5 protein-coding genes are annotated in these 19,343 nt (G+C 48.1%); all 5 read left to right on the top strand.

The window, feature by feature from the left end; all coding sequences use genetic code 11:
- The first annotated feature begins 38 nt into the window (after positions 1–38).
- Positions 39–905 (top strand): helix-turn-helix domain-containing protein, encoded by an 867-nt coding sequence (locus CXF83_RS07975; protein ID WP_101092702.1) that lies wholly within the window; start codon positions 39–41, stop codon positions 903–905.
- A complete protein-coding gene (locus CXF83_RS07970; protein ID WP_101092701.1) occupies positions 905–9,064 on the top strand; it encodes a type I polyketide synthase in 8,160 nt (2,719 codons plus the stop codon). The genes CXF83_RS07975 and CXF83_RS07970 overlap by 1 nt, the downstream gene beginning before the upstream one ends.
- Positions 9,061–11,394 carry a PfaB family protein gene (locus CXF83_RS07965; RefSeq protein ID WP_332871141.1) on the top strand — a complete coding sequence of 778 codons (2,334 nt, stop codon included), beginning with the start codon at positions 9,061–9,063 and terminating at the stop codon, positions 11,392–11,394. Before CXF83_RS07970 ends, CXF83_RS07965 begins: the two co-directional genes overlap by 4 nt.
- On the top strand, positions 11,394–17,270 hold the full coding sequence (pfaC, locus tag CXF83_RS07960; protein ID WP_101092700.1) for an eicosapentaenoate synthase subunit PfaC: 5,877 nt from the start codon (positions 11,394–11,396) through the stop codon (positions 17,268–17,270). The genes CXF83_RS07965 and pfaC overlap by 1 nt, the downstream gene beginning before the upstream one ends.
- Positions 17,271–17,470: 200 nt before the next feature.
- Positions 17,471–19,099: an eicosapentaenoate synthase subunit PfaD gene (gene pfaD / locus CXF83_RS07955; RefSeq protein ID WP_101092699.1), complete on the top strand. Its 1,629-nt coding sequence runs from the start codon at positions 17,471–17,473 to the stop codon at positions 19,097–19,099.
- Positions 19,100–19,343 lie beyond the last annotated feature (244 nt).

Below are 19,343 nucleotides of genomic sequence, written 5' to 3'. Positions count from 1 at the left end.
CAAGTCCCAGTAGATTATTAACGGATACCGCTAAATTGATGGCTGAGCAAGTTAATGAAAGTGTAAGTTCGGAAAGCACTAATTCGAATAAGCGTACGCAAAGTACCACTGAAACTCGGCACAGCAATGCCACCACGACACCAGAGATGCGTCGATTCATCCAAGAGTCAGACCTCAGTGTCAGTCAACTTTCAAAAGTGTTGAATATCAGTGAAGCTACAGTTCGAAAGTGGCGTAAGCGTGATTCAATAGAAAACACGCCTAATACACCGCACCATCTCAACACGACGCTAACGCCGCTACAGGAATATGTTGTTGTTGGATTAAGATATCAGCTGAAAATGCCACTCGATAGATTACTGACAGCCACGCAGAAATTTATTAACCCTAATGTTTCTCGCTCAGGACTGGCGCGCTGCTTAAAGCGCTACGGGGTCTCCCGTGTGGGCGATATAAAAAGCCCGCATGTACCGATGCGCTATTTTAATCAGCTGCCGATCACCCAAGGCAGTGATGTAAAAACCTATACCTTGCATTATGAAACGCTAGCGCAGACTTTAGCGTTGCCAAGCCCTGATGCAGATAATGTGGTGCAAGTGGTCTCTTTGACTATCCCACCACAATTAACCGAACAACAACCCAGCTCAATCTTGCTTGGCGTCGATCCTCATAGTGACTGGATCTACCTCGACATCTACCAAGATGGTAATACCCAAGCAACCAACAGATACATGGCCTATGTGCTTAAACATGGGCCGTTCCATTTACGAAAGTTACTTGTCAGTAACTATCAAAGTTTTATACAGCGCTTTCCTGGTGCGACGCCAAATCGCCGCACCTCAAAAGACAAGCCCAAAACAAACAATAAGATGCCTGAAAAACAAGCATCCACTGGAGACTCATAATGAGCCAGACCTCTAAACCTGAACAATCATCAGCTACACCAGAGCAAGCACAAGACTCGCAAGCTGATATTCGCTTAAATAAACGTTTAAAAGACATGCCAGTGGCAATTGTTGGTATGGCGAGCATTTTTGCTAACTCGCGTTATCTCAACAAGTTTTGGGATCTTATCAGCGAAAAAATTGATGCTATCACCGAGTTGCCAGACACCCACTGGAAGAAAGAAGATTACTTCGATAGCAATAAAAGCACGCCAGATAAAAGCTACTGTAAGCGCGGTGGCTTTTTACCCGATGTCGACTTCAACCCTATGGAGTTTGGCCTGCCGCCAAATATCCTAGAACTGACTGACTCATCACAGCTACTGTCTTTGATTGTCGCAAAAGAGGTCCTTGCCGATGCTAACCTGCCTGAAGGTTACGACAGAGACAAAATAGGTATTACGCTAGGCGTGGGTGGCGGACAAAAAATCAGCCACAGCTTAACAGCGCGTCTGCAATATCCTGTGCTTAAGAAAGTATTTGCCAACAGTGGCATTAGCGACGAAGACAGCGAAATGCTGATCAAAAAGTTCCAAGACCAATATGTACATTGGGAAGAGAATTCATTCCCGGGTTCACTCGGTAACGTAATTGCCGGTCGTATTGCTAACCGCTTTGATTTTGGCGGCATGAACTGCGTGGTTGACGCTGCATGTGCAGGCTCTTTAGCCGCTATGCGTATGGCGCTTAGTGAACTTGTTGAAGGTCGCTCAGAGATGATGATCACTGGCGGCGTCTGTACCGACAACTCGCCTTCTATGTACATGAGTTTTTCAAAGACGCCTGCATTCACCACTAACGAAACGATTCAGCCATTTGATATTGATTCAAAAGGGATGATGATTGGTGAAGGTATCGGCATGATCGCGTTGAAGCGTCTTGAAGATGCTGAGCGCGATGGCGACCGAATTTACTCGGTCATTAAAGGCATGGGGTCTTCATCAGATGGTAAGTTTAAATCTATCTATGCACCACGCCCTGAAGGTCAAGCAAAAGCGCTTAACCGCGCTTATGACGATGCTGGTTTTGCACCGCACACGTTAGGGCTTATCGAAGCGCACGGAACAGGTACTGCCGCAGGTGACGCCGCAGAATTTGCCGGTCTGTGTTCAGTCTTCAGTGAAGGCGATGACACCAAGCAGCACATTGCTCTTGGCTCAGTGAAATCACAGATTGGCCACACTAAATCAACCGCGGGTACCGCTGGACTGATTAAAGCGGCTTTAGCACTACACCATAAAGTATTGCCAGCAACGATTAACGTTAGCCAGCCGAGTCCAAAGCTTGATATCGAAAACTCGCCTTTCTATCTCAATACTGAAACACGCCCTTGGTTACCACGTGTCGATGGTACGCCGCGCCGTGCGGGTATTAGCTCATTTGGTTTTGGTGGTACTAACTTCCACTTTGTATTAGAAGAGTACAAACCAGAACATAGCCGTATCGACAGCGAAAAAGCAAAATATCGCCAACGCCAAGTGGCGCAAAGCTTCCTAGTCAGTGCTCAAAGCAAAGATGCACTCATCAAAGAACTGAATGCATTAGCAGCCTCAAGCGCTGAATCTGCCTTTAACCTTAAAGATGCTGCTGAAAACTTCACAGTACGTGAGCTCGCCGCCAACGCACCGCGTATCGGCCTTGTCGCCAATAACGCTGCAGAATTAACCACCTTTATTAAGCAAACCGTCGCTAAGCTATCAAATAGTGATGACACTCAATGGCAACTACCGGGTGGCATCAGCTACCGTGCTAGCGCCATTGTCGATGCTGCAAACAAAGCCTCAGGCAAAGTCGCTGCATTGTTCGCTGGTCAAGGTTCGCAGTACCTCAACATGGGACGCGACCTTGCTTGTTACTACCCAGAGATGCGTCAGCAATTAGTCACTGCAGATAAAGTGTTTGCCGCCAACGACAAAACACCTCTATCGCAAATCTTGTATCCAAAACCTGTCTTTAATAAAGATGATGTGAAGACACAAGAAGCGGTATTGACTAATACCGCTAATGCGCAAAGCGCTATCGGCGCTGTTTCAATGGGTCAATACGCACTATTTACTGCAGCTGGTTTTAATGCCGATATGGTTGCGGGTCACAGCTTTGGAGAGCTAAGCGCATTATGTGCTGCTGGCGTTATTTCAGCTGACGACTATTACAAACTGGCCTTTGCCCGTGGCGATGCCATGGCAACTAAAGCCGCGGCTAAAGACGGTGTTGAAGCTGACACTGGTGCCATGTTTGCCATCATTCATAAAGCGGATGATTTAGCCACGCTTGAAAGTACTATCGCTAAGTTCGATGGTGTTAAAGTGGCTAACTATAACGCGCCGACACAATCAGTCATTGCCGGCCCTACAGCCACAACAGGCGACGCTGCAAAAGCACTAAGTGAGTTAGGTTACAAAGCGATTAACTTGCCAGTGTCAGGTGCTTTCCACACCGAGCTTGTCGGTCACGCTCAAGCGCCTTTCGCTAAAGCAATTGATACTGCCAAGTTTACCAAGCCAAGCCGCGCGTTATATTCAAACGCAACGGGTGCACTCTACGACAATACAGCTCCCAAGGTTAAGGCGTCGTTCAAGAAACATATGCTTCAATCAGTGCGTTTCACTACGCAACTAGAAGCTATGTATGATGCTGGCGCGCGAGTATTTGTTGAGTTTGGTCCGAAGAACATTTTGCAAAAGCTAGTACAGGGTACGTTGAGCGACAAGTTAAACGAACTTTGCATCATCTCTGTTAACCCAAGCCCTAAGGGCGACAGTGACCTACAGCTTAAACAAGCTGCAGTGCAACTTGCCGTTGCGGGTGTGCAACTTGATAATATTGATCCATACCAGGCTGATATTGCCGCGCCAGCTAAACGCTCACCGATGAATATCACACTGAACGCTGCTAACCATATTAGCCCAGCGACTCGCGCTAAAATGGCTAAGTCGCTTGAGACTGGAACAGTGACAAGCACAATCATCATCGAAGAGAAAATCGTCGAAAAGATTGTTGAAGTTGAAAAAATCGTCGAAGTGCAAACTGTTATTGAAAAAGAAGTAGAGAAGATCGTGGAGATTGCAGTACCAATGTCTAATGAGCATGTAGCGCCTAATGGCCAAATCGTTCCAAGTGCAGCCGCACAACCTGCCAAAGTTCAGGCAGCAAGAGTTCAGCCAGCAACCGTCAGTGTTAGCACTGATGCATTGTCGCAGTTCTTTGCCGCGCAGCAACAAGCAGCGGAGCTGCATCAGCAATTCCTTAGTATTCCACAGCAATATGGTGAGACGTTTACCACCTTAATGACTGAGCAAACTAAACTGGCTGGCGCAGGTGTTGCTTTACCTGAAAGCTTGCAACGTTCGATGGAGCAGTTCCATCAGCTACAAGCACAAACAGTACAAAGCCATACTCAATTCTTAGAGATGCAAGCAGGCAACAATAATGCCGCGCTTAACATGCTTAACGGCACTGCGATTGTCAGCCCAGTTTATGCGCCTGTTACTCAAAATCTTGCACCTGCACTAGCAGCACCTGTTGTTGCAACAATCGTTGCGCCAAGAGTAGTTGCTCCAGTAGTGAATGCGCCACACGTTACAGCGACGCAAGTTCAGCGCCAAGCTGCACCCGCAGCGCGTATCGAACCTGTTGCCGCGCCAGTTGTCGCTGCACCAGTATCTCCTACAGTCAGCGCGACTCTGTCTGCAGAGAAGGTACAAGCGACCATGCTTGAAGTTGTGGCAGAAAAGACTGGTTACCCAACCGAGATGCTTGAACTTGAAATGGATATGGAAGCCGATTTAGGTATCGACTCTATCAAACGTGTTGAGATTTTAGGTACTGTGCAGGATGAGCTACCAGGCTTACCAGAGCTAAGCCCAGAAGATTTAGCCGAGTGTCGTACACTGGGTGAAATCGTTAGCTACATGAACAGCAAACTCTCAACAAGTGCCGCTGAAGGCTCTCAACTTTCTTCAAATGTTGCTCCTCAAGTAAACGTAGCTCCAGTAACTAATGGCCTATCAGCAGAAAAAGTACAGGCGACCATGATGTCTGTTGTTGCTGAAAAGACCGGTTACCCTACCGAGATGCTCGAGCTTGAAATGGATATGGAAGCCGATTTAGGTATCGATTCTATCAAGCGCGTTGAGATCTTGGGCACAGTGCAAGATGAGCTACCTGGTCTGCCTGAGCTTAACCCTGAAGATTTAGCTGAGTGTCGTACACTTGGCGAAATCGTTAGCTACATGAACAGCAAGTTGCCTGCAGGAAACTCTAAAGCACCAAGCACAAGCGCTGCAGACTCTTTACCTTTACAAGCCGCTGAGGGCTCACTCTCTGCAGAAAAAGTACAGGCGACCATGATGTCTGTTGTCGCTGAAAAGACCGGTTACCCTACCGAAATGCTCGAACTTGAAATGGATATGGAAGCCGATTTAGGTATCGACTCTATCAAGCGTGTAGAAATTCTAGGTACAGTGCAGGATGAGCTACCAGCTCTGCCTGAGCTTAACCCTGAAGATTTAGCTGAGTGTCGTACTCTTGGCGAAATCGTTAGCTACATGAACAGCAAGCTTTCACCAGCAGCAAGTGTTAACGAAGCGCCAGTGACTGCAGTTTCATCTAACGACCTATCTGCTGAGAAAGTACAAGCGACCATGATGTCAGTGGTTGCAGACAAGACCGGTTACCCAACTGAAATGCTTGAACTGAGCATGGATATGGAAGCTGATCTTGGTATCGACTCTATCAAACGCGTTGAAATTCTCGGTACGGTACAAGATGAGCTTCCTGGTCTGCCTGAGCTTAACCCTGAAGATTTAGCAGAGTGTCGTACTCTTGGCGAAATTGTTAGCTACATGAACAGCAAGCTTTCTACATCTGCAACACCCGTTATTAATGAAGCACCTGCTGCTTCAACAGCAACTAGCGGTTTGAGCGCAGAGAAAGTACAAGCCACCATGATGTCAGTGGTTGCAGACAAGACCGGTTACCCAACTGAAATGCTTGAACTGAGCATGGATATGGAAGCTGATCTTGGTATCGACTCTATCAAACGTGTTGAAATTCTCGGAACGGTACAAGATGAGCTTCCAGGTTTACCTGAACTCAACCCTGAAGATCTAGCAGAGTGTCGTACTCTTGGCGAAATCGTTAGCTACATGAACTCTAAGCTGTCTGCTGAAAATTCTACAGCACCAAGCACAAGCGTTGCAGACACTTTACCTTTACAAGCCGCTGAGGGCTCGCTCTCTGCAGAGAAAGTACAAGCCACCATGATGTCAGTAGTTGCCGACAAGACTGGCTACCCAACTGAAATGCTTGAATTGAGCATGGATATGGAAGCTGACCTTGGTATCGACTCTATCAAGCGCGTTGAGATTTTAGGGACTGTACAAGATGAGCTTCCGAGCTTGCCTGAACTCAATCCTGAAGATCTAGCCGAGTGTCGCACCTTAGGCGAAATCGTTAGCTATATGAACTCTAAGCTGGCTGATGGTTCTTCAAGTGCAACAGCAACTCAAACAATTGCAGTCTCTGCAGAGCCAAGTGTTGAACTACCACCTCATAGCGAGGTGGCGCTAAAAAAGCTTAGTGCGGCGGACAAATTAGAAAACTGTTTCGCCGCAGACACAAACGTTGTGATCACAGATGATGGCCACAACGCAGGTGTACTAGCAGAGAAACTGGTTAAACAAGGGCTAAAAGTGGCTGTTGTTCGACTACCTGAAGGCAATGCTCATTCACCGCTTTCAAGCGATGTAGCAAGCTTTCAAGCAACATCAGCAGACGAAGCTGGTATTAACGCTGTCATTGCACAAATCGAGCAACAGCTCGGTGCAATCGGTGGATTCATTCACCTACAGCCAGAAGGCAGTGATAGTAATCAAGGCGACGCAGTAAACTTAAATGAGCAAAGCTTTAACCACCTGAGCCAAGCGTTCTTATGGGCTAAACTGCTGCAACCAAAGTTGACTGTCGATAACAATGCACGTCGTTGTTTCGTGACAGTCAGTCGTATTGATGGCGGCTTTGGCTACCTCAATACTCAAGCATTACAAACTGCAGAGCTTAACCAAGCGGCGTTAGCAGGATTAACTAAAACACTCGGTCACGAATGGCCAACTGTTTTTTGCCGCGCATTAGATATCGCCACCGATGTTGATGCAACGCACTTCGCAGATGCTATTACCAACGAGCTTTTTGATGCCAATACCCAATTACCTGAAGTGGGTATTGCAACCGATAAGCACGGCGATATTAGCCGCGTAACCTTAATTGCAGGCGAAGCGAGCAATAAATCGGCGAAAGCAGAGCTAAACAGTTCAGATAAAATACTGGTGACCGGGGGAGCTAAAGGCGTCACGTTCGAATGTGCACTAGCCCTAGCCCGTCGCACTCAGTCTCACTTTATCTTAGCGGGTCGTAGTGAATTACAAGCATTGCCAAGTTGGGCTGCGGGTAAGCAAACCAGCGAGCTTAAATCTGCCGCTATTGCGCATATTATCGCAACGGGTCAAAAGCCAACGCCAAAGCAAGTTGATGCCCTAGTGTGGCCAGTGCAGAGCAGCATTGAAATCAATACTGCATTAAACGCCTTTGCTAGCGTCGGCGCATCAGCTGAATACGTCAGCATGGATGTCACCGATACCACTGCTATTAGCGCTGCACTACAAGGTCGTTCAAGCGAAATAACCGGCCTAATACATGGTGCTGGCGTACTTGCTGATAAGCATATTCAAGACAAAACACTGGCAGAGCTAGCACGAGTTTACGGCACTAAGGTTAATGGCCTTAAAGCGCTGCTTGCTGCACTTGAGCCAAGTAACATCAAACTGCTAGCGATGTTCTCATCGGCTGCAGGTTTTTACGGCAACACTGGCCAAAGTGATTACGCCATGTCTAACGACATCCTTAACAAGGCGGCGCTGCAGTTCACTGCTCGCAACCCACAAGCTAAAGTCATGAGCTTTAACTGGGGCCCTTGGGATGGCGGCATGGTTACCGCGGCATTGAAGAAGATGTTCACCGACCGCGGTGTATACGTCATTCCTTTGCAAGCCGGCGCTGAACTATTTGCGACTCAGCTACTCAGTGAGACGGGGGCACAGTTGTTAGTTGGTACCTCTATGCAAGGCGCTGACGCTTCGACTGGAGCAGCATCTGTAAAAAAGCTTAATGCGGGTGAGGTGCAAACTGCATCGCGCTCGCAGCATGATGCAAAAAAAATCGGCCACGGTCAGCTAACCGCAGTCACACTCACTCGCCGCCTTAACCCCAATGCATTGGTCTTTATTCAAGACCACCGCATTGGCGGTAACCCTGTGCTTCCCACAGTGTGTGCTATCCAATGGATGCGCGAAGCGGCAAGTAAAATGTTAGGTACTTGCGTAAAAGTGATTGATTACAAATTACTGAAAGGCATTGTATTTGACGACTTAGCGCCGCAAGAGATGACGCTAGCGTTAACCCCATCAGATGATGGCAAAACGCTTAGCGCACTCATCAGTAGCCAAGGTCGCCCGCAATATAAAGCGACATTAATCGCCAGCAGTGATAGCGACTTTGACAATGCATCTGTCCGTACACAACCGCTAACACCGGCGATGTATGCGCTAGATGCAAGCCAAGCGGTAACCACTGCAGCAACCCTGTATGCCAACGGAACCTTGTTTCATGGTCCACGTTTGCAGGGCATTGACACAGTGACGCAATTTGATGACCACAGTTTAATCACCACAGTGAAACTCGCTGAGGTTGATGCTAATGACTGCGCTCAGTTTGTTGCACAATCACATGTCGGTGGTTGTCAGCCCTTTGCTGAAGATTTGTTACTGCAAGCGATGTTAGTCTGGGCCAGACTTAAACATGGCGCGGCTAGCCTGCCCTCATCAATTGGTGAGTTTGTGGTCAACAGCCCAATGGCATTTGGTGAGCGCGGCTTTATTAAGTTAGACGTGGTTAAAACCAGCGCGCGTTCGCTAGCGGCTAACGTGGCTCTGTACCATGAAAATGGTGAGCTAAGCGCCAAGATGACCGCAGCCAAAGTGACTATTAGTAAGAGTTTGAATGATGCGTTTATCGCTCACTCAGCTGTGGCTCATGACAGCACGCTAGGCGAGGCTAAAGAGTGACCACTAAACCACTAAGCCCAGCGACTGAGCCAGCCTCAAACAAAATTGCGATGCCACTGCGCATCGCACTTTTGGTGTTGCCATCAATAGAGTTAAACAGTGACGAACTGGCAGCATTGCTGCCAGAACTTAACCGCCCTGACTTTAGCGGGGAGCAGGCTTCCGCACAAAATCTATCGTTAGTCGACAGCATTGTGAAAATCACTGTCGATGACTTTAAAGACGCTAGTTTTGAAAAACAGTTAGACCGCACAATTAGCGCCATTGAAGATGGTAAATTAGTACAGCTAAACACAACCGAGCATGCGTTATTAATGATGCCTGCGTTGAAAGCGGCCCAGCTTAGAATACATCCACACGCACAGCTTACTGCCATGCAGCGAGCTAATACCAACAGCAGCAACAGTGCAGATAGTAGCTTGACGAGTGCACTCGCGCAGGCAAAGCGTGACGGTGCACATTTAAGTAAGCTTGAGCAACATAATGACCTTGATAGCAAAGCGCAGTTCGCTGCCGTGCATCAACTTATTAGCCAACTTGCCAGTCGCACTCACTATCGAGATGAGCTTAATAACGGCGTAGCATTAAGCCCAAAGCAAGCCAGAAGCCATTATTGGTTTACCGAGTATCATCAAGCCCGCGTTGCAGCTATTAGCTTTAACAATGGTCCGCAATCGGTGAGCTTTGTGATAGCTCAAGGCACTGGTTTTATCGCGGCTAAATCTTTACTTAATCATCAGCGTTTACAGTTTATCGTGTGCGGTGACAACCAAGCAGAGCTTAGCCTTGCGATTACCACGTTAGCGGCAGAACTTGAAGCCCTAACGACTGAACACTCTGGGCACACTGCTCACAGTGATACCAGCGTGTTGCAAGCCATGGTCAATAATTTAAAGCAGTACAAAGCAAATAGCGCTAAAACAGAGACAAAAGCTCAGCTTTGTGCCGTACTCAATGCTACTTCAGTTGCCGCTATGCAGCTTGAACTAAGTGCATTAAAGGCAGCAGTGGCTAAAACCATTGCCGAGCAGACACAGTACAAAACCCCAAGCGGCAGCTACTTCACCGCTCATGCGCTGGGTAATCAAGCTGAGGCAGGCCTTGCCTTTGTCTATCCTGGTGTTGGTACGGTTTACGCCGACATGTTAAGTGAACTGCATCAATACTTTCCAGCGCTATATGCCAAACTTGAACGTGAAGGCGATCTAAAATCTATGCTGCAAGCTGAGCAGATCTATCACTTAGATCCCAAGCATGCAGCCGCGATGGACTTAGGTGACTTAGCCATTGCGGGTGTTGGCAGCAGTTATATCCTGACGCAGTTATTAACCGATGAATTTAAGGTTCGTCCAGACTTTGCATTGGGTTACTCTATGGGTGAAGCGTCGATGTGGGCCAGTCTTGGGGTGTGGAAAAATCCCCATGAGTTGATTAGCAAAACCCAAACAGATGCTCTCTTTACCTCGGTGATTTCAGGAAAATTGACCGCCGTTAGACAAGCGTGGCAACTGGGCAATAATGAGCCCGATATTGTCTGGAATAGTTTTGTGGTTCGCAGCCCAGCAGCGCCTATCAAAGCTTTGCTAGTCGATTACCCGCGCGCCTATATTGCGATCATCCAAGGCGATACTTGCGTCATCGCAGGCTGCGAAAGCCAATGTAGAGCGTTACTGTCTGCACTGGGTAAACGTGGCATTGCGGCTAATCGAGTCACCGCCATGCATACTCCCCCAGCAATGGTGGAGCATCACAATGTGGTTAGCTTTTATCAGCAACCGCTTCGAGACGAACTGCCCAATGAGATTAAATTCATTAGCGCAGCAAACCTCTGTGGTAGTGAGCCACGCCATCAAGCAATTAACCAAGCGAGTCAACTCAATAGCCAGCTTGTCGCCCAATCGATTGCCGACACCTTTTGTCATACCTTGGACTTTACCGCGCTTATCCATAGCGCCCAACGTCAAGGCGCGAAGCTATTTGTTGAGCTTGGGGCTGACAGACAAAACTGCACCTTAATCGACAAGATTGCGAAGCAAGATAGTCAGGATGCAAACGCAGCCGCGCTACTTGAAAACGCACCTTGCTGCACTGTGCCAATGAATGCAAAAGGCAGCAGCGATGCCGTCAATTTAATTAAAGCGCTAGGCCAGCTCATTAGCCATGGTGTGCCCATGTCAGTCACACCGCTTATTGATGGACTTGTGCGCGAGATAGCCCGCACCACCTTATTGAGCAAGCAACGACCGAATAGCACTGGCCAAGGCCAACAAGATAGCAGCAATGCTGTCGCTTCGTCCTATGACACTACATCACTCAAAGGGGAAGTCTAATGTCTGTAACAGACAACACTTCTAACCACGTTTCGAGCAAGCAAAGCAAGATTGCCATCGTCGGTTTAGCCACTCTGTACCCAGATGCTAATAGCCCGCAGCAGTTTTGGCAGAACTTACTCGATAAGCGAGATTCTCGCAGCACCTTGACCGATAAAAAGTTAGGTGCAAACAGCGCTGACTACCAAGGTGTGCAAGGCCAGTCAGACCGTTTTTATTGTGATAAAGGCGGCTACATTGAGAACTTCAGCTTTGACTCAGCCGGCTACAAACTCTCTGCTGATAGCTTAGACGGTTTAGACCATAGCTTTTTATGGGCACTCGACACCAGTCGTAAAGCCCTTGAAGATGCTGGTATTTCACTTGATAACAATGAATTACTCAGCCGCACTGGCGTTATCATGGGCGCATTGTCATTTCCGACAGAGCGCTCAAACGACCTGTTTTTGCCGATTTATCACAGCGCAGTAGAAAAAGCGCTACAAGATAAATTAGCCAGCAACAACTTTAAGCTCAGCCCGACCAATGCAGACACTGCCAGAGCCAATAACGAAGCAACCCTTGAAAGTGCTAACGGCGCAATTGCCCACAACACTTCTAAAGTGGTTGCCGATGCATTAGGCCTTGGCAGCACCCAGCTCAGTCTTGATGCCGCTTGTGCCAGCTCAGTTTACTCACTCAAACTTGCCTGTGATTACTTAAGCACGGGCAAAGCAGATGTGATGCTCGCGGGCGCAGTTTCCGGCGCAGATCCCTTCTTCATCAATATGGGATTCTCAATCTTCCATGCTTACCCAGATCATGGCGTATCAGTGCCATTTGACGGTGATAGTAAAGGCTTGTTCGCCGGTGAAGGTGCTGGCGTATTAGTGCTTAAGCGTCTTGAAGATGCCGAGCGTGACAACGATAAAATCTACGCCGTAGTCAGTGGTGTCGGTTTATCGAATGACGGTAAAGGCCAGTTTGTACTGAGCCCGAACCCTAAAGGTCAGGTAAAAGCGTTCGAGCGTGCCTTTGCTGCCAGTGATATAGAACCAAAAGACATTGAAGTGATTGAATGTCATGCCACCGGAACGCCGCTTGGGGACAAAATAGAGCTCACCTCAATGGAGACCTTTTTTGGAGACAAGCTGCAAGGGTCGAGCGCGCCGCTTATCGGTTCAGCAAAATCCAACCTAGGCCATTTGCTCACCGCGGCAGGAATGCCAGGGATCATGAAGATGATCTTTGCCATGAAAGAGGGTTTATTGCCGCCAAGCATTAACATTAGCGATGCGATTGCATCACCTAATAAGTTATTTGGTAAAGCCACACTGCCAAGCTTAGTCCAAGGTTGGCCAGATAAAGCCAGCAATACGATAGCAGGGGTTAAAACCCGTCATGCTGGTGTGTCGGTATTTGGTTTTGGTGGTTGCAACGCGCACCTGTTACTTGAATCTTATACGCCAACCTCCGCTGATGCTCCCAAGCTAAAAGCGGTTGTTGCACCTGCGGCACCAGCGCCGCTTAAAATTGTCGGGCTAAGCTCGCACTTTGGTCCACTGAGCAATATTAATCAGCTGGATACCGCCATTGCAACTAATAGCGATGCCTTTATTGCCCTGCCAACCAAGCGTTGGAAGGGCTTAGAAAAGCATCCTGAATTATTGGCTCAGTTTGGCCTCAACGGCGCGCCAAAAGGCGCTTATGTTGATAATTTCGAACTGGATTTCTTACGCTTTAAACTGCCACCGAATGAAGACGATCGCTTGATCTCACAGCAACTGATGTTGATGCGAGTCACCGATGAAGCCATTCGTGATGCCAAGCTACAACCGGGCCAGAAGGTGGCTGTGTTAGTGGCGATGGAAACCGAGCTAGAACTGCATCAGTTCCGTGGCCGCGTTAACTTGCACACTCAGTTGCAGCAAAGCCTTGCGGCGATTGGCGTGAACTTAACGGCAGATGAATATCAAGCACTCGAAGCGATTGCAATGGACAGCGTCCTTGATGCCGCAAAACTGAATCAGTACACCAGTTTTATTGGTAACATCATGGCGTCTCGCGTGTCATCGCTGTGGGACTTTAATGGTCCAGCCTTTACCATCTCTGCAGCAGAGCAGTCAGTCAGCCGCTGTATTGATGTGGCGCAAAACCTGATGACTGAAGACAACCTTGATGCCGTCGTTATTGCTGCAGTGGACTTGTCTGGCAGTTTTGAGCAGGTGATCTTAAAGAACAGTATTGCTCCAGTGGCCATGACGCCTAATACTAATACAAGTACTAATACTGGTAACAGTTGGAATGTGGGTGAAGGTGCAGGTGCGGTTGTCTTGGTTAAAGATGAAAGTACCTCTGGCCGTGCCTACGGTCAAATTGATGCACTGGCATTTGGTCATACGCAGCAACTATCAAGTGTTACCGCTACCCTTTTAAGCCAAGCTGCAACCAATAGCGCCTGTGTTAGTGTGCTAGAAACCAACATCGCGCCAGGCAGCTTAACGACCACAACAGCAAGCCACTCGCTTAGCGCAGCGTTTCCTAACGCGATGACCACCAGCGCAGATAGCCGTGTTGGCCACTGCTTTGCCGCCGCCGGTATGGCAAGTTTGCTGCACGGGTTATTAACGGTTTCGCGCACGAAAGTGTCTAATAGCAAAGCGATAGTGACCAACGTGAGCGAGAATCAAGTTTCTCAGCTGCTGCTAAGCCAGAGCGATATCGAGCAACAAGCGCTGCGTGCACGTTTAGCCAGCGAGCTAAAATCTGACGCCAAACATCAGCTAATAAAACAAGTGACCTTGGGGGGTCGTGACATTTATCAGCATATTTATGATGCGCCGTTAGCTGCTCTAAGCTCGATTCAGAACAAATTTGCCAATGGTAGCGCTTCTAGCGTACGCCCGCTGCCAAGCAAACCTATTATTGCCAGAGCGCAACAGACAGCTCAGCAATCTACCTTACCTATGAGTACAGCAACTGCCCCCGTTCCAGTAACGGCTGCAGTTTCGGCTCAAGCATTAGGCACTTTATCTATGACGACTCAAGTTAAACCGACTCAAGTAAGCAATACAGCCACTGCGATTGATGTATCAGCAGGTGACTTAGCTGCGTTCCAACAGAATCAGCAATTAGCGCAGCAAGCTCATCATGCTTTTCTAAAAAGCCGCTCTGCAGGAATGCAGGTTGCCGATGCACTATTAAAGCAACAATTGGCACAAGTTACCGGCCAAGCAATCGTATCAGCACCGGCACCCGTGTTAACTGCACCGGCCACTATACAGGCTGTGCCAGCAAGCGCTGCTAACGTCGCTGTCATTACGCCGGATCATGCCAACGTCGCGCCTTATATTGCACCGAATCCTGCGCTTAAACCTTGTATCTGGAACTACGCCGACCTTGTGGAATATGCAGAAGGTGATATTGGCAATGTATTTGGTAGTGATTACGCCATCATCGACAGTTATTCGCGTCGCGTTCGCCTACCCACCACAGATTACCTATTGGTATCACGTGTCACCAAACTTGACGCCACTATGAACGAGTACAAGCCTTGTTCAATGACCACTGAATACGACATCCCTGTGGATGCACCTTACTTAGTTGATGGCCAGATCCCATGGGCGGTTGCGGTAGAGTCTGGTCAATGTGACTTAATGTTGATCAGCTATTTGGGTATCGACTTTGAGAACAAAGGTGAGCGTGTTTATCGCCTACTCGATTGTACCCTGACCTTCCTTGGCGATTTGCCACGTGGCGGCGACACCTTGCGTTATGATATTAAGATCAACAACTATGCCCGTAACGGCGAAACACTGTTGTTCTTCTTCTCTTACGAGTGTTTTGTTGGCGACACCATGATCCTTAAAATGGACGGCGGTTGTGCTGGTTTCTTCACTGATGAAGAGCTGGCTGACGGCAAAGGTGTTATTCGCACTGAAGACGAAGTTAAAGCCCGTAGCTTAGTGGTAAAGAAAACCTTTAACCCACTGCTAGATTGTCCTAAAACCAGCTTTAGCTACCCTGAGATCCATAAACTTCTCAGCGCAGATATCGAAGGCTGTTTTGGTCCTAGTCATCAAGGGGCAGCTCAACCGTCACTTTGCTTCGCATCAGAGAAGTTCTTGATGATCGAACAAGTGAGCAAGATTGACCGCAATGGCGGCACTTGGGGTTTAGGGCTTATTGAAGGCCATAAGCAACTAGAGGCAAACCATTGGTACTTCCCTTGTCACTTCCAAGGTGACCAAGTGATGGCAGGCTCTCTTATGGCTGAAGGTTGTGGTCAACTATTGCAGTTCTATATGCTGCACCTAGGTATGCACACTCAAACGCAAAACGGTCGTTTCCAACCGCTTGAAAATGCATCGCAACAAGTGCGTTGTCGCGGACAGGTATTGCCACAATCTGGCGTACTGACTTACCGCATGGAAATCACTGAAATCGGTTTTAGTCCTCGCCCGTATGCCAAAGCCAATATCGACATCTTGCTTAACGGCAAAGCCGTGGTTGATTTCCAAAACCTAGGCGTGATGATAAAAGAGGAAGACGAATGTGTTCGCTATCCTCTTTTAGAGCGCACAGCAGAGAAACAAGCACCGAGTGCATCAACTAAGCAAGGCTACCAACCAGCATCAGTTAACGCCCCGCTAATGGCGCAAATCCCTGATTTGAGCAAAGCACCGAACAAAGGCGTTATCCCAATTTCACACGTCGAAGCGCCTATCACGCCAGACTATCCAAATCGAGTGCCTGATACCGTGCCGTTTACGCCGTATCACATGTTTGAGTTTGCTACGGGTAACATTGAAAACTGCTTCGGCCCAGAGTTTTCAATCTACCGCGGCATGATCCCACCACGTACTCCGTGTGGCGATTTGCAAGTCACCACGCGTGTTATTGAAGTTAACGGTAAACGCGGCGAATTTAAAAAGCCTTCATCGTGTATCGCTGAGTATGAAGTGCCAAGCGACGCGTGGTATTTCGACAAGAATAACCACGCATCCACCATGCCATACTCGATATTGATGGAAATTTCACTGCAACCTAACGGCTTTATTTCAGGTTACATGGGCACCACATTAGGTTTTCCAGGACTTGAACTGTTTTTCCGTAACCTCGATGGCGCAGGTGAATTGCTACGAGAAGTGGATTTACGCGGTAAAACTATTCGCAATGACTCACGCTTACTTTCTACGGTAATGGCCGGCACCAACATTATCCAAAGCTTCAGCTTCGAACTCAGTACCGACGGTGAACCTTTCTATCGCGGCACCGCGGTATTTGGTTACTTTAAAGGTGAAGCACTGAAAGATCAGCTCGGTCTGGATAACGGTAAAGTGACTCAACCTTGGCATGTTGCTAAAGGCATTGCTGCAGACATCACAGTCAACTTACTGGACAAAGGTGCTCGTCACTTTAATGCACCAGCAAGCCAACCGCATTACCGTTTGGCCGGTGGCCAGCTTAACTTTATCGACAGTGTTGAGATTGTTGATAACGGCGGCACTGCAGGTTTAGGTTATCTGTATGCTGAACGTACGATTGACCCAAGCGATTGGTTCTTCCAGTTCCACTTCCATCAAGATCCAGTGATGCCTGGCTCACTAGGTGTTGAAGCAATTATCGAAACCATGCAAACTTATGCGATTAGCAAGGATTTGGGTGCGGGCTTTAAAAATCCAAAGTTCGGCCAAATTTTGTCGAACATCAAATGGAAGTATCGTGGTCAGATCAACCCATTAAACAAGCAGATGTCTATGGATGTCAGCATCACTTCAGTCGAAGATGACAAAGATGGCAAGAAGGTCATCACTGGTAATGCCAGCCTAAGTAAAGATGGTCTGCGTATTTATGAAGTGTTTGATATTGCCATCAGTATCGAAGAAGCCCTTTAATGGCTGATTAGCTTGCTATTGTCGCCATGCTTCCTTGTCGAAGGTGCTCACCTATAAATATAGGCTGCGCGCCTTCTCCTAGAAGCAAGACGAACTAGCATCGCCCTCAGCCATTAAAATATCGCGCGATAAGAAAAAATTTAGAAAGAGCTTAAATAGAACAAGTAGCTCAAAACAAATAATTAAGGGTCTTAAATATAATGAATCCTACGACAACAAACGAAATGCTATCTCCGTGGCCTTGGGCTGTAAATGAGTCCAACATCAGCTTTGATGCCACCGTGATGGAGCAACAGCTAAAAGACTTCAGCCGTGGCTGCTACGTGGTCAATCATAGTGATAAAGGCTTTGGTATAGCGCAGACTGCCGATCTAGTCTCTGAGCAAGCGGCTAACAACAACGCCCTGCCTGTCGCAGCATTCACTCCCGCCCTTGGCACTGAAAGCTTAGGTGATAGCAATTTCCGCCGCGTTCACGGGGTAAAGTATGCTTATTACGCCGGTGCAATGGCTAATGGCATTTCGTCTGAAGAGCTCGTTATCGCACTCGGTCAAGCGGGTATTCTTTGCTCATTTGGCGCAGCAGGCCTGATCCCGAACCGCGTAGAAGCGGCCATTAACCGCATTCAAAAAGCACTGCCGAACGGCCCTTACATGTTTAACCTTATTCATAGCCCAAGTGAGCCAGCGTTAGAGCGTGGCAGCGTTGAGCTATTTTTAAAGCATAAAGTGCGCACCGTTGAAGCGTCGGCCTTTTTAGGCCTGACACCACAAATCGTCTATTACCGCGCTGCGGGTCTCAGCCGTGATGCACAAGGCAATGTGGTTATCGCTAACAAGGTAATTGCCAAAGTGAGCCGTACTGAAGTGGCTGAAAAATTCATGATGCCAGCGCCAGCTAAAATGCTGCAAAAATTGGTCGATGATGGTTCAATCACTCGTGAGCAGATGGAACTGGCACTCACTGTGCCTATGGCAGATGACATCACTGCCGAAGCTGACTCCGGCGGTCATACCGATAACCGTCCATTAGTGACACTGTTACCTACTATTTTGGCGCTTAAAGAAGAAATTCAAGATAAGTACCAGTACCCAATACCCATTCGCGTCGGCTGTGGCGGCGGCGTTGGAACACCCGATGCGGCACTCGCAACCTTTAACATGGGCGCGGCGTACATTGTTACTGGTTCAGTCAACCAAGCTTGCGTTGAAGCAGGCGCCAGTGAGCATACGCGTAAGTTGCTTTCGACCACCGAAATGGCCGATGTGACTATGGCACCTGCTGCAGATATGTTCGAGATGGGCGTAAAACTGCAAGTGGTTAAGCGCGGTACCTTGTTCCCAATGCGAGCCAACAAGCTGTATGAGCTCTACACCCGTTATGACTCTATCGAAGCAATTCCAGCCGCTGAGCGTGAGAAGCTTGAAAAGCAAGTTTTCCGCTCAAGCTTAGATGAGATCTGGGCCGGTACTGTTGCACACTTTAATGAACGTGACCCTAAGCAAATTGAACGCGCTGAAGGCAACCCTAAACGTAAAATGGCACTCATCTTCCGCTGGTACTTGGGGCTTTCTAGCCGCTGGTCAAATTCAGGTGAAGTCGGCCGTGAAATGGACTACCAAATATGGGCGGGTCCTGCATTAGGCGCTTTCAACCAATGGGCTAAAGGCAGCTATTTAGATAACTACCAACACCGAAATGCCGTCGATGTGGCTAAGCACCTGATGTATGGCGCAGCGTACCTTAACCGCGTTAATAGCTTAACCTCACAAGGCGTTAAGTTACCGACTCAGTTACTACGCTGGAAACCAACACAGCGCATGGCTTAGGAGCTTAAGGACATTACTAGAAAGCGCTACAGAACTTCGACCCCTTAAAACTTAAGCTTTAAGGGGTCTCATCAATAGACCAAAACTAGAATCCTAATGCCAATACAAACGAGCGAAACTCCCATACTATCGTCGTTGCAGTATCGGTAATAAGTGATGTGGGCCACCTTGGGGGTTTGGCTTGCTAAACAACAGTTTCAGCTAAGAACTATCGACATTTAAGATAGAAATGCTGAGTAGCACA

Origin of the sequence: Shewanella sp. Choline-02u-19, from assembly GCF_002836205.1 — a bacterium.
Classification (GTDB): Bacteria; Pseudomonadota; Gammaproteobacteria; order Enterobacterales; family Shewanellaceae; genus Shewanella.
This window is presented reverse-complemented; position numbering and strand designations above follow the sequence as displayed.

Bases quoted from the DNA above. Each gene is read 5' to 3' on its own strand.
- CXF83_RS07975 (WP_101092702.1), top strand. From the start codon at position 39: ATGGCTGAGCAAGTTAATGAAAGTGTAAGTTCGGAAAGCACTAATTCG.
- pfaD (WP_101092699.1), top strand. From the start codon at position 17,471: ATGAATCCTACGACAACAAACGAAATGCTATCTCCGTGGCCTTGGGCT.
- CXF83_RS07970 (WP_101092701.1), top strand. From the start codon at position 905: ATGAGCCAGACCTCTAAACCTGAACAATCATCAGCTACACCAGAGCAA.
- pfaC (WP_101092700.1), top strand. From the start codon at position 11,394: ATGTCTGTAACAGACAACACTTCTAACCACGTTTCGAGCAAGCAAAGC.